The sequence below is a fragment of the Mycobacterium sp. NGS22 genome, from assembly GCF_059813095.1.
In genome coordinates this window covers 22,677-33,298 of record NZ_JCALDY010000040.1, presented here as the reverse complement: position 1 = coordinate 33,298, position 10,622 = coordinate 22,677, and the positions used below count along the sequence as shown (strand labels likewise).

Sequence of the window (10,622 nt, the reverse complement as noted above, 5' to 3'; positions counted from 1 at the left end):
CGTCGAAGTAGCGCAGCACATTCGGGTCCGTGGTGTCGGGATACCAGCCAGGGGCAGCCGTCGTCATCGGTTGCCACCCCTGCGGGACGTAGGACTGCGACTTCGACGAGTCCGTCAGCCGGACCAGCAGCACGAGCACGGCGGCGATGAAGCAGAGCCCGACGAGCCCCGCCACGACCACGATCAGCAGGGTAACCACGGACGCCATCCTGCACGGCGACGGCGTTTCGCGCATCGTGGGGCGGGGTAGCTGACAATTGTGACTACTGCTGAACAGCCGCCGCCGGAAGGCGACAAGCAACCGCCGCAGGCCGCATCGGTCGACGAACCCGAAAGTGGTTCCGGCACGGGTGACCCGAAGCCGAAAGGCGATCAGACCTCCGCCGAGGAGTAAGGCGTTACGCGCTGCCCGGTGTGCCGATCGGGACCTGCACTCCGAAGTCGATACCGTAGGCGGTGGTCGGATTCGGAGGTGGCGTGAGTAAAAGGTGGGCTGCGGGTACGGCGCTGGCCGGCCTGGCCGGTTGGGGTGGTTTACAAGCGCTGGTTGCATGGATCAGACAAAACCCGGATCCGCTTACGCGCGAACAACTTCTGGCCGAACCGCAGGGCGAAGAGGTGCTGATATCGCGCCCGGACGGGACACTGCTGCGCGCCTTGTCCGCCGGACAGGGGCCCACCGTGGTCCTCGTACACGGTTACAGCGTCAACCTGTCCGAATGGAACGTCGTCTGGGATGAACTGCTGGCCAAGGGATTTCGTGTCATTGGCTTCGATCAGCGCGGTCATGGATGGTCCACGCTGGGTGCAGACGGCATCGGATCGGAAGTGATGGCGGCCGACATTGCCGCGGTGCTGGAGCATTTCGACGTTCGCAGCGCTGTCCTCGTCGGGCATTCGATGGGCGGGTTCGTTGCGATCCGCGCCTTACTGGAGCACGCCGGCCTGGCTCCGCGGTTGCGCGGGCTGGTGTTGTTCGCCACCTGGGCGGGCCGTGTGCTGGACGGGGCGCCGCAGAACAAGCTGCAGATCCCGCTGCTGGAGTGGGGTGTCATGCAGCGGTTGATCAGAATCAAGACGGTCGGGGTGCTGTTCGGGGCCGCGCAGTGCGGCACCCGTCCCTCGCCGGCGATGGCCAAGGTGTTCGTCGAGGGATTCCAGGAGCACGTCGACCAGCACGGGCCGCACGTAGCGATCGTGAAGGATTCTCCCGCGAGGACCGCTACCCGCGGCTGGGGGAGATTACGGTGCCCACCGTCGTGATGGTCGGCTCGGCCGACCGCACCACGCCGCCGAATCACTCACGCCGACTGGCTGACGGCATTCCGCAAGCGCGGCTGGTTACCGTGCCAGGTGCCGGGCACGCGCTGAACTGGGAGGCCCCCGGCGAACTTGTGAAGGTCATCGAATCCTTTGGCAGCAGCGAAATTTGAATTCACGATCGGCGACGTACAGGACTTCCTCCTCGAACTCGCGCGCAAGCAGGACGCGAAGATCAAGGCCGGGGTGCCGGCCTGAGACCTCGGGTCCGCGCCGCACTCTAGGCGCATCGACGCGAAATCATAGGCCCTGCAGGCAGATTGGGGATACACCGCACGTCTCGGCGGGTGCCGGGTCGCCGTCGAGAATGTGTACGGCGACCGGGCTGCTGCGATCGGTTGCTCCGGCGAATCACAGATGCGGGATGGCTTGAACCGGTGACCCGGTCGTCACACAATCAAGCCATGACCGTGTTCAGGGTTGCCATGATCGTCGCGGCACTGTGCTGTTTGCCCGCGCAGGCCACAGCGCACGCCGACGACGTGAGCTTTCTGGACCGGGTGCACGCCGCGGAGATGCCGCTGACCGACGAAAAAGCACTCCAACTGGGCCGGGCGACCTGTGTGGACCTCGGCAACGGCGTCCCCAAGTCGGCGATTCTGGAAGCGAACAATCCTCATATCGGGGGAGTGGTGCTGACGGACGCGCAGAACGTGGAGCTGTTCTCTGCGGCGGTGTCGGAACTGTGCCCGGATGAGCGGAATGGGAACTGACGCGTTCGGCGTGTGCCGCGTGGCCGCCGCCGGGTGATTCCGTCCTGGTCCACCCCGACGGCGTGGGTCCGACGTTCTAGGTGCCCACGCCTGCATGCTTGGCAGGGTGTCGAAGCGCGCGGAGTACATATTCGCCCTGTATCAGGGTTCACTCGCTGAGCCCGGCGACCGCAACCCGTATGCCGGCCAATCTCAGTTGCTCGCGCAGCTGTGGATGCGCGGGTACATGCGGATGCTGCGGGTGAGGGTCGAAACGGGGCCGGCGATGCAGCTCTACCGCAGCAGATGCTTACGGGCGTCCTTCAGGTGATCAACGCTGTGTCGGCCGCGCTTTGGGGATAAACCGCAGGTCAAACCTGGTGCGCGATACTGGGATTGAACCAGTGACCTCTTCCGTGTCAGGGAAGCGCTCTCCCGCTGAGCTAATCGCGCTGGGGGGATCAAAACTTGGAGGTGGAGACGGGAATCGAACCCGTGTGCACGGCTTTGCAGGCCGTTGCCTCACCACTCGGCCACTCCACCGCTGGGATTGATGCCATTTGCACCTTCGAGCGGATGACGGGATTCGAACCCGCGACCCTCACCTTGGCAAGGTGATGCGCTACCAACTGCGCTACATCCGCGCGCAACGAGCGAGATCGTCGCCCGGTGCGAAGCACGACGATAGTCCAGTGAGCGGGCGCACACAAATTCCTTGGTACGGAGCGTGTCCAGGCCACCGCGGACGGCCCCGCGGCGTATGCGGCCCGCACTGTCGCGTTGGGATCGTGCTAATCTTCGACGTCGTTCGCCTCTCGGCGCCGGTCCCGTGGCTCAGTGGAAGAGCGTCCGCTTCACACGCGGAAGGTCGCTGGTTCGATCCCAGCCGGGACCACCACAGATACACGCCTGTATCGATTGTTCACGCCGTCGGGGTGTCACCCGCGCAAGTTACGGCGATGGCTGTGCAGGGTTGGTGCGTCCGGACCGTCACCTGCTTCTTCTGCGAGAGAAAACGTCCCGCTGGAACACTCCCGGACTGACCAGGCACGGGAATGTCTACCGAGCATGCTGCGCCGAGCTGGGCCGCCTGGGCCGAAACCCGATCGGTTATTTGCGCGCTGGCGGTAGTAACCGCTCTGCGACGTAGGCCGAATCAAGCACCCGGGCCAGCGCCACACCCGGCGAAGTACGATGCCGCTGGTGACCGCGCCACGCGGCAGCAGGGGAGGCGACGATGCCGATCACGGTGATTCTCGAACTGCGCTTCAAGCCCGATGAAGTGTCAGCGGGCCGAGAGCTGATGGGCCGGGCTCTGCAGGACACCCGCGCATTCGAGGGCAATTTGCAGACCGACGTGTGGGTGGACGAAGAAGACGAAGCGCATTGGCTGATCTACGAGGTCTGGGAGTCCGTGGATCACGACGAGGCTTACCGCAGCTTCCGGGCGGGGGAGGGCAAGCTCACGCAGCTGCCGCCGCTGCTTGCCGCGCCGCCGGTCAAGACCCGCTATCTCACCAGCGACGTCTAGGCGATGAGCTTTTCTGAGGGTATCGGAACGCTGAAACTCGAATGCCCGCAGGCACATCCGGTCGGCAGGATCCTGCGCGAAAGCGCCCATCAGGCCGTCCAGTACGACCCCGGCGCCGCGGTGGGCCCCCGCCGGTTCTGGCCGGACGAGGACGAGCAGACCCGCTTCGCTGCGCGGTGCAGGTTCTGCGACAAGCCGGTCGGCGACGACACGGCGACCTTGAGAGCCAAGTTCGCCGAGCTGTTGGCCCACACCTCCGAGACCTACGGAACAGCGACGCTGCCGTATCTATAGAGCGTTTGCTAAATAGATGCGTTGATGCTGATATCGCCGAGTCTTTATTGATTTCGTAAGGTTCATGAGGAAACGTCTACGAATGCGCACGAAACCGAGTCCCTACTAGCACGGAGTTGTCATGACGCTAACCCGCAGGCACCCGCTGGGCGTCCTCGTCGCGATACTGGCGGCAGTCGCTGCCGTCGTATCCTTCGGTACGCCGACGGCTCACGCGTTCTACGTCAAGTACCACGAGACGATCACCCGCAACGCTCTACCCGCTGACCAGGTCAGTCAGCTGGCTGTCAACCAGATCCTGGTGGGCCCCCCGCCGGGCGGTGGGGCGCTGGGCAGTGACGCCTTCGCCACCGACGAGTTCCGCCATCTGGACAACTCGATCAATCCCGTCGACATCTGCAACCGGGCCCGGGTGGCTTGGGACACCTTCTCGCCGATCATCCTGAGCGGGTCGGTGGTCAACGGCGACGTGGAGGCCGACGGACCCGGCGCCCGGGCCGCGTTCGGAGCCCTGCTGCACACCCTCCAGGACTTCTACGCCCATTCCAACTGGGTTGACGACAACATCGCCATCGGCCAACTGGACCGGATCGCCCCGCCGATCTTCCCGGTCTGCAACCCGGCCGACTTCCCCGCCGACCTGCACACCGGTTACTACAGCATCGATTTCGCGCAGCAGTTCCCCCTCGAGGGCTGCCCCGCCGGTGGTCCGCCGCCCGGCTTCCAGGAGTGCCACACGCTGCTGAACAAGGACGGCCCGCACACGCCGCGCGGCGGCACACCCGTTCCGGGAACCAACATGAACGAGTACGACGTCGCGGCCCAGCTGGCCACTCGGGCCAGTACGGATCTGTACTTCACGATCCGCGAATGGGTTGCCAACGCCAACGGCCAGAACGCGGCGGTCCAGCTGTTCCAGCAGGGCGGCCCGTTGCCGAACTGGCACAACATCCCCAACCTGCCGGGCGTTCCGTACCTGGGTTCGTAACGCCGACCGTCAGACCGAAGCAGCGGGTGCTCGGGTGAATCCCGGGCACCCGCTGTTTTCCGGTGTCGCTACTACGCCAGTGGGGTTCTCAGGGTGGCGGTGTCCCACATGGTCTTCATCGCGCTGGCGGGACTCGGTGCCGGAGCAATCAACGCCCTCGTCGGATCCGGCACGCTGATCACGTTCCCGATGCTGGTGACGCTCGGCTATCCGCCGGTCACGGCCACCATGTCCAATGCCGTCGGGCTGGTGGCCGGCGGAGTGTCGGGCACCTGGGGCTACCGCGCCGAACTGCGCGGGCAATGGGATCGGTTGCGTTGGCAGATCCCGGCATCGCTGGCCGGGGGGGGTACTGGGCGCCTACCTGCTGCTGCATCTGCCCGAAAAGGAGTTCACCCGGGTCGTGCCGGTGCTGCTGGTGCTGGCCTTGATCCTGGTCGTGACGGGTCCGTGGATTCAATCGTGGGCGCGGCGACGGGCCGAGGACGCGGGCCAGTCAGCCGAACATCTCTCCAGGGCCAAGACGGCGACGCTGCTGTTCGGCACCTTTGCCGTCGGCGCCTACGGCGGCTATTTCACTGCCGCGCAGGGGATCCTGTTGGTCGGGGTGATGGGTGCGTTACTGCCGGAATCCGTCCAGCGCATGAACGCCGCCAAGAACCTGCTCACCTCGGTGGTGAATATCGTTGCCGCCGTTGGGTATACGCTGGTGGCCTGGGACCGGATCAGCTGGCCGGTCGCCGGGTTGATCGCTGCGGGATCGCTGGTCGGGGGTCTGATCGGGGCCCGCTACGGACGTCGGCTGTCGCCGAATGCGTTGCGCGCCACCATCGTCGTGGTCGGTTCGATCGGGTTGTGCCGTCTACTCGCCCTGTAAACCTGGCTCATTCCAGCGTGGCCTCGGCCGCCGCCTCGATGACGTCCATCGCCTCACCGCGCTGCCGCCACGCCTGCAGTTGCCGCATCGCCCCATTGCCCAGCGTGGTCACCCGGTCGATCTCGTCGACGACGGTCTGGTACTCACCGAGCGCATCCAACGCCGGACGCACCCGCTCCACCAGTGCGGACAATTGTTCGCGAGCGGGCACCGCTCCCCGGCCGTTCACCAAATCCAGTGTGTTCCCGGACAATCCGTCGTGGGCGGCCTTCCAGTACGCCGCGCGCAACGCGGCCGGCGGCAGCCGGTCGGCACCGTCGGGTTGTTCGTCGACCGCGGTCATCACCGCCGCCCGCACCAGCGTGGCCTGCAACACCGTCTCGGCGACCGTCGCCGGCACGTCGGCGACACGGACCTCGACCGTCGGGAAATTCGCCGACGGCCGCACATCCCAATAGACCATGCCCTGATCCAGCAGCACCCCGGTGTCGAGCAGCATCCGCACCGTGCGGTCGTACTCGTCGGGGGAGGCGAAGAACGGCGGTGCACCCGCAACCGGCCAACGCCGCCACAGCACGCTGCGCCAGCTCGCGTAGCCGGTGTCGGAATTACGGTAGATCGCCGAATTCGCCGACAGCGCAAGCAGTGTCGGCAGCCACGGCCGCAGCCAGTTGCTCGCGTGGATCGCGGCCGCCCGATCGGGAACCTGCACGTGCACATGGCACCCGCAGATGCCTTGCTCATGCGCGACCATCCCGAACTGCTCACCGATCTGCTTGTACCGCGCGGAGTCGGTGACGGGGAACTCGTGCGGCGTCACCGGGGGCAGGCCCAGCGCCAGCAGCCGGACCCCGACGGCGTCGGCAGCCTCCACCGCAGTGCGCCGCAGCGCCGCAAGTTCTTCGCGCAGCTCCTGGCTGTTTCTGGCCACGCTGGAGGTGGCTTCGACCTGGCAACTGCTCAGCTCCCGGTCCAGCTTGACGCCCCGGCGTCCCGCCTCGATGGCTACTTCGTTGTTGCGCGGCGCGGGTTCGCCGGTCTCCGGGTCCAGGAGGAGAAACTCCTCCTCGACACCCACGGTGGGCAGGTCGCCGTTCGAGCGCTGTGGGCTCATTCCCGCAAGCTACCCCCGCGCCGCGGCGCGGCAAGTCTCGGGGCTTCGACGTGCCGAAGACTTTATGAGTGTCGGCGATTTCGCTGTAGGAATCGGGCCCGTTGTGGACAATGGCCGCAATGCAGTCCCACGAAGGAGTGATTGAGCAGTGGTGAGTCCCCGGTTGCGCGGCCACGACGACGTCCTCGATGCGACGGAGGACCTGGTCGCCCAGGATGGCATCGAAGCGGTGACGATCCGCGCCCTCACCAAGGCCACCGGTGTTTCCAACGGCGCCATCTACCGGACGTTCGAATCTCGCGGGGGTGTGCTCGGCCGGGTGTGGGCTCGCGCTGAGCGCCGCTTTCTCGACCTGCTGACCAGTCTGGTCGACGAGGCCCGAGCCGAATTTGACGGCGAGCCGTTGGACGCGGTGTACGCGGCGGCCGAGACGTCGTTGTTGTACCCCGAGATGTTCCCGGGATCGTCAGCCTGCCTGATGACGGTGCGTCGCGAAGAGGTGGTGAGCCAGCCCATGCCGGGCGACATCGCCCAGCAGTTGCAACTCCTGCAGGCCGAACTCGATGCGGTCATGTCGCAGTTGGCCGAAAGTCTTTGGCAGCGCAGCGATTCCGGCGCGGTCGAGTTGATCGCGACCTGCATCATCGACCTGCCGAAGTGGATCGGCTTGCGCGGGCGGCACTACAGCATGCCCACTTTGCGTGACTATCTGCGCGCTGCGGTGCGATCGGTGCTGGAAGTGGGGCCGCCGCCGACGAGTGCCGGTCGGGAGTTGGCCGCCAACGGCGCGGCATAACAGCTCAGATCAGCGCGTCATCCACCGTCGGGAAAATCGGTAACAGGGCATCGAACCCGCACGCGCGCACCAGGCGCGCGACGACCGGGGCGGGACTGACCAGGCGCAGTTCGACCCCTCGTTCGCGGCACTGCTCGGCGGCCTCGGCCAGCACGGCATACGCGCAGCACCCCATGAAGTCGACCTCGGCGACGTCGACGACGAAAGGTCCCGGCGGCGTAGCGGTGGCGGCAGCCTCGGCCACCAGCTGACGCCAGGTGTGCTCGTTGCACGCGTCGATTTCGCCTCCGGCGTGGATGATCACCGCATCGCCACTGCGGTCGGTCATCGCGCGTAGCGTGCTGCGCGGTTCGCCGAGTTCGTAGACCAGCCGAGTACTGAGCGTCAGGTGGGTGGAAAACGCCTCTGAAATGACCAGGCTCATCGTGCACTCCTAATCGACTGGCGTCGGAACGCCGCGAATGGATGCCCGTCCTGCGGTCTGAAGACAGACAGATTATTGCCTTGTGTGAGTCTCATTTCTATAACGAGACAGGGCGGTCTGTCTACATGGCGCAGGCTAAGAGTATGGTAAGGCGGGCCATGACAACGCCCGACGTCACGGGGCCTACCGCGCCGACCGTGCCCGCCCGCGAGCGAATCTTGGGCGCCGCATACCAACTGTTCAGCCGACGCGGGATACGTGCCGTCGGAACCGACGAGGTCATCGAGCGGGCCGGGGTTGCCAAAGCCACCCTCTACCGTCACTTCGCCACCAAGAACGACCTGGTTCTGGCGGTATTGGCGCGTCGCGAAGAGGTCTGGACCCACGGTTTGATCGAGCAGAAATCCGCGCAGCTGGGCAGCACGCCCGAGGAACAGTTGCTGGCCATCTTCGAGGTGCTGCACGAGTGGTTCCAGAACCGCGACGGTTACGAGGGCTGCTCATTCATCAACGTGCTGCTCGAGCTGGGTCCCGAGCATCCCGCCGGACAGGCCAGCATCTCCCACATCGACAACGTCCGCCAGATCGTGCGGGAACGCGCCGTGGCGGCGGGGTTACTCGACGTCGAGGACTTCGCCTGGTCGTGGCACATCCTGATGAAGGGCGCCATCATCCTCGCCGCGGTCGGCGACCCCGATGCCGCTCACCGCGCCAAGGCGATGGCCCGCGTTCTGATCGAGCAGCACCGTCCAGCGGCGGATGAGGCGGTCGGCTGACTCAGGACGCGGCGGCCGTGTCGGTCTTGCGGTAGTGCTCTGCCTCGAGTTCGGCGATCGCCTTCGCGGTGCGTTGGCGCAGCAGTATCGAGGCGGTGACACCGCAGATGACGGCAACGACCAGCGCTATCCAGGAGAACCGGGACATGTATTTCTCGGCGGCTTCGCCTGCCTTGTAGACCAGCGCGGTGGTGCCACCGGCCCAGCAGATGCCGCCGGCGACGTTGGCCGCCAGAAAGCGCCGGTACGGCATTTTCAACGCGCCCGCCAACGGCCCGGCGAAGATCCGCAACAGCGCGATGAACCGGCCGAAGAAGACCGCACGCACACCCCACCGGTTGAATGTTCGCTCGGCCAGGGCCACGTGACCGGGGCCGAAGTGCTTCGGGAAGCGGCGGCCGAGGCGGTCGAACAACGGCATCCCGAACCGGCGACCGATCGAATAGCCGATCGAGTCGCCGACGACCGCGCCGATGACCGCGGCCGCCCCGACACCGACCGGGTTGACCGCCAGCTCGTGATGCGACGACATCAACGCGGCGCTGACCAACACGATCTCCCCGGGCAGCGGAATGCCCAGACTTTCCAGCCCGACCACACCGCCGACCACCAGATACACCGCGAGCGGCGGGATTGTCTGCAGCAGGGCACCCACATCCATGGGTTAAAGGATGCCTGACGGACGGGGTTTGCACGCGGAAACGTCGCTGAGTGTGCGGCCACCCGCACCTTCGCGGCGGGTCAGTGGAAGAAGCCAGATTGGTTGTCGCCCTGGTTCCAGCCGCCGGAGCTGCCGACTCCGGAAACGTTCACACCCGAGCTGTAAATGCCCGGGTTGAAGAACCCTGCGACGTGATCACCGGAGTTGAAGAACCCGGCAGAACCCACGCCGGTGTTGTTGAAACCGGCGAGGCCCCGGTCCGTCGCGTTATTGAAGAAGCCCGACGTCAAACCGTAGAACGGCTGCTGGGAGGCGTTGTAGAAGCCGGAGGTGGCGCTGCCGGAATTGAAGAAGCCGGAAACGTACGTTCCCGATGTGCCGAATCCCGAATTGACTACTCCGACCGGAGTGTCCGAGTGCCCGGAACCGGTGATGAAGTTGCCTGAGTTGAAAAGACCGGTATTGACGCTGCCCGAGTTGAACATGCCTGTGTTGAAGTAACCCGAGTTGAAGAAACCCGTGTTGTTTCCGAGTCCGGTGTCGAAGTGGTTCCCGGGGTCGTACTCGCCGAAATAACCGCTGTTGAAGGCCCCGGTGCTGCCCGACGTCGAATTTCCGAAGCCCACGTTGCCGAAGAGAGCGTTACCGAACCCCACATTCTGGCTGCCGGCGTTGCCGCTTCCGAAGTTGTAGTCACCGCCGTTCGCAAAACCGGTGTTGACCGACCCGGCGTTCCAGAAGCCGGTGTTGGTGCTACCCGCGTTGCCGAAGCCGAAGTTGCCGTTGCCTGAATTGAAGAAGCCGACGTTGTTGTTGCCCGAATTGAACAAGCCGATGTTGTTGTTGCCGGTGTTGCCGAATCCGATATTGCCCAATCCGGTGTTCAGTGCGCCAATTCCGACCTGGTTGTCGCCGCTGAGGCCGAAGCCGACGTTGTTGGTGCCGTGATTGCCGAAGCCGAAATTGGCCGTGCCGATATTGCCGAAGCCGACGTTGTTGTCGCCTATATTGCCGCTGCCCAGATTGAAAGAGCCCCGGTTGCCGCTGCCGAAGTTGGTGTTCCCGAAGTTTCCGAAGCCGCGGTTGTTGTCACCCCAGTTTCCGCTACCGATATTTCCGTTGTGGGAGAAACCCGAGTACTGGTCCCAG

Annotated in this window: 14 protein-coding genes, 4 tRNA genes and 2 pseudogenes; 12 read left to right on the top strand and 8 right to left on the bottom strand. The window is 65.2% G+C overall.

What is annotated here, in order from left to right:
- On the bottom strand, positions 1-199 hold a 199-nt coding region (locus AC5Y47_RS23930), incomplete at its 3' end, for a hypothetical protein (RefSeq protein WP_499946722.1).
- A gap of 60 nt (positions 200-259) precedes the next feature.
- Here AC5Y47_RS23930 and AC5Y47_RS23925 point away from each other — a divergent pair.
- The 5 genes from AC5Y47_RS23925 (at position 260) to AC5Y47_RS23905 (ending at position 2,343) form a co-directional block, all read left to right on the top strand.
- Positions 260-394, top strand: a complete 135-nt coding sequence (locus AC5Y47_RS23925; RefSeq protein WP_499946721.1) for a hypothetical protein — start codon at positions 260-262, stop codon at positions 392-394.
- 83 nt (positions 395-477) lie between these two features.
- Positions 478-1,263: an alpha/beta fold hydrolase gene (locus AC5Y47_RS23920; RefSeq protein ID WP_499946720.1), complete on the top strand. Its 786-nt coding sequence runs from the start codon at positions 478-480 to the stop codon at positions 1,261-1,263.
- Positions 1,155-1,433, top strand: a complete 279-nt coding sequence (locus tag AC5Y47_RS23915) for an alpha/beta fold hydrolase (protein ID WP_499946727.1) — start codon at positions 1,155-1,157, stop codon at positions 1,431-1,433. The genes AC5Y47_RS23920 and AC5Y47_RS23915 overlap by 109 nt, the downstream gene beginning before the upstream one ends.
- Before the next feature lie 291 nt (positions 1,434-1,724).
- Positions 1,725-2,033, top strand: a complete 309-nt coding sequence (locus AC5Y47_RS23910; protein ID WP_499946719.1) for a DUF732 domain-containing protein — start codon at positions 1,725-1,727, stop codon at positions 2,031-2,033.
- A gap of 94 nt (positions 2,034-2,127) precedes the next feature.
- A complete protein-coding gene (locus AC5Y47_RS23905) occupies positions 2,128-2,343 on the top strand; it encodes a ribosome modulation factor (RefSeq protein WP_499946718.1) in 216 nt (71 codons plus the stop codon).
- A gap of 47 nt (positions 2,344-2,390) precedes the next feature.
- Here AC5Y47_RS23905 and AC5Y47_RS23900 read toward each other — a convergent pair.
- The 3 genes from AC5Y47_RS23900 to AC5Y47_RS23890 all read right to left on the bottom strand — a co-directional run bounded on the left by AC5Y47_RS23900 (position 2,391) and on the right by AC5Y47_RS23890 (position 2,656).
- Positions 2,391-2,465: transfer RNA gene (locus AC5Y47_RS23900), tRNA-Val, on the bottom strand.
- A gap of 16 nt (positions 2,466-2,481) precedes the next feature.
- Positions 2,482-2,555, bottom strand: a tRNA-Cys gene (locus AC5Y47_RS23895).
- Between the two features lie 28 nt (positions 2,556-2,583).
- Positions 2,584-2,656: transfer RNA gene (locus AC5Y47_RS23890), tRNA-Gly, on the bottom strand.
- Positions 2,657-2,835: 179 nt separating this feature from the next.
- Here AC5Y47_RS23890 and AC5Y47_RS23885 point away from each other — a divergent pair.
- From AC5Y47_RS23885 to AC5Y47_RS23865, 5 genes and pseudogenes are all read left to right on the top strand, one after another.
- Positions 2,836-2,910, top strand: a tRNA-Val gene (locus AC5Y47_RS23885).
- A gap of 339 nt (positions 2,911-3,249) precedes the next feature.
- Positions 3,250-3,543, top strand: coding sequence for a putative quinol monooxygenase (locus AC5Y47_RS23880; RefSeq protein WP_499946717.1), 294 nt, complete (start codon positions 3,250-3,252; stop codon positions 3,541-3,543).
- A gap of 3 nt (positions 3,544-3,546) precedes the next feature.
- Positions 3,547-3,837, top strand: coding sequence for a hypothetical protein (locus tag AC5Y47_RS23875; protein ID WP_499946716.1), 291 nt, complete (start codon positions 3,547-3,549; stop codon positions 3,835-3,837).
- Positions 3,838-3,958: 121 nt separating this feature from the next.
- Positions 3,959-4,825, top strand: coding sequence for a hypothetical protein (locus AC5Y47_RS23870; RefSeq protein ID WP_499946715.1), 867 nt, complete (start codon positions 3,959-3,961; stop codon positions 4,823-4,825).
- A 108-nt stretch (positions 4,826-4,933) separates the two neighbouring features.
- Positions 4,934-5,702, top strand: a pseudogene (locus AC5Y47_RS23865) (sulfite exporter TauE/SafE family protein).
- 7 nt (positions 5,703-5,709) lie between these two features.
- Here AC5Y47_RS23865 and AC5Y47_RS23860 read toward each other — a convergent pair.
- Complete coding sequence (locus AC5Y47_RS23860; RefSeq protein WP_499946714.1) at positions 5,710-6,816, bottom strand: glutamate--cysteine ligase 2; 1,107 nt, start codon at positions 6,814-6,816, stop codon at positions 5,710-5,712.
- Positions 6,817-6,967: 151 nt separating this feature from the next.
- Between AC5Y47_RS23860 and AC5Y47_RS23855 the strand changes: the two genes are divergently transcribed.
- The gene (locus tag AC5Y47_RS23855) at positions 6,968-7,612 is read left to right on the top strand and encodes a TetR/AcrR family transcriptional regulator (RefSeq protein WP_499946713.1); all 645 of its coding nucleotides are present in this window, start codon (positions 6,968-6,970) and stop codon (positions 7,610-7,612) included.
- A gap of 4 nt (positions 7,613-7,616) precedes the next feature.
- On the opposite strand, the gene AC5Y47_RS23850 is transcribed toward AC5Y47_RS23855, so the two are convergent.
- Positions 7,617-8,036 carry an anti-sigma factor antagonist gene (locus tag AC5Y47_RS23850; RefSeq protein WP_499946712.1) on the bottom strand — a complete coding sequence of 140 codons (420 nt, stop codon included), beginning with the start codon at positions 8,034-8,036 and terminating at the stop codon, positions 7,617-7,619.
- Positions 8,037-8,194: 158 nt separating this feature from the next.
- Here AC5Y47_RS23850 and AC5Y47_RS23845 point away from each other — a divergent pair, with 158 nt between their 5' ends.
- Positions 8,195-8,812: a TetR/AcrR family transcriptional regulator gene (locus tag AC5Y47_RS23845; protein ID WP_499946711.1), complete on the top strand. Its 618-nt coding sequence runs from the start codon at positions 8,195-8,197 to the stop codon at positions 8,810-8,812.
- A gap of 1 nt (position 8,813) precedes the next feature.
- Here AC5Y47_RS23845 and AC5Y47_RS23840 read toward each other — a convergent pair whose 3' ends face one another.
- Together AC5Y47_RS23840 and AC5Y47_RS23835 are read right to left on the bottom strand one after the other, a co-directional pair.
- Positions 8,814-9,473, bottom strand: coding sequence for a DedA family protein (locus AC5Y47_RS23840; protein ID WP_499946710.1), 660 nt, complete (start codon positions 9,471-9,473; stop codon positions 8,814-8,816).
- Between the two features lie 80 nt (positions 9,474-9,553).
- A pseudogene (locus AC5Y47_RS23835) lies at positions 9,554-10,579 on the bottom strand (PPE family protein); the annotation flags it as partial.
- Positions 10,580-10,622 lie beyond the last annotated feature (43 nt).

Bases quoted from the DNA above. Each gene is read 5' to 3' on its own strand.
- AC5Y47_RS23870 (WP_499946715.1), top strand. From the start codon at position 3,959: ATGACGCTAACCCGCAGGCACCCGCTGGGCGTCCTCGTCGCGATACTG.
- AC5Y47_RS23905 (WP_499946718.1), top strand. From the start codon at position 2,128: ATGCTTGGCAGGGTGTCGAAGCGCGCGGAGTACATATTCGCCCTGTAT.
- AC5Y47_RS23850 (WP_499946712.1), bottom strand. From the start codon at position 8,036: ATGAGCCTGGTCATTTCAGAGGCGTTTTCCACCCACCTGACGCTCAGT.
- AC5Y47_RS23860 (WP_499946714.1), bottom strand. From the start codon at position 6,816: ATGAGCCCACAGCGCTCGAACGGCGACCTGCCCACCGTGGGTGTCGAG.
- AC5Y47_RS23880 (WP_499946717.1), top strand. From the start codon at position 3,250: ATGCCGATCACGGTGATTCTCGAACTGCGCTTCAAGCCCGATGAAGTG.
- AC5Y47_RS23875 (WP_499946716.1), top strand. From the start codon at position 3,547: ATGAGCTTTTCTGAGGGTATCGGAACGCTGAAACTCGAATGCCCGCAG.
- AC5Y47_RS23840 (WP_499946710.1), bottom strand. From the start codon at position 9,473: ATGGATGTGGGTGCCCTGCTGCAGACAATCCCGCCGCTCGCGGTGTAT.
- AC5Y47_RS23910 (WP_499946719.1), top strand. From the start codon at position 1,725: ATGACCGTGTTCAGGGTTGCCATGATCGTCGCGGCACTGTGCTGTTTG.
- AC5Y47_RS23845 (WP_499946711.1), top strand. From the start codon at position 8,195: ATGACAACGCCCGACGTCACGGGGCCTACCGCGCCGACCGTGCCCGCC.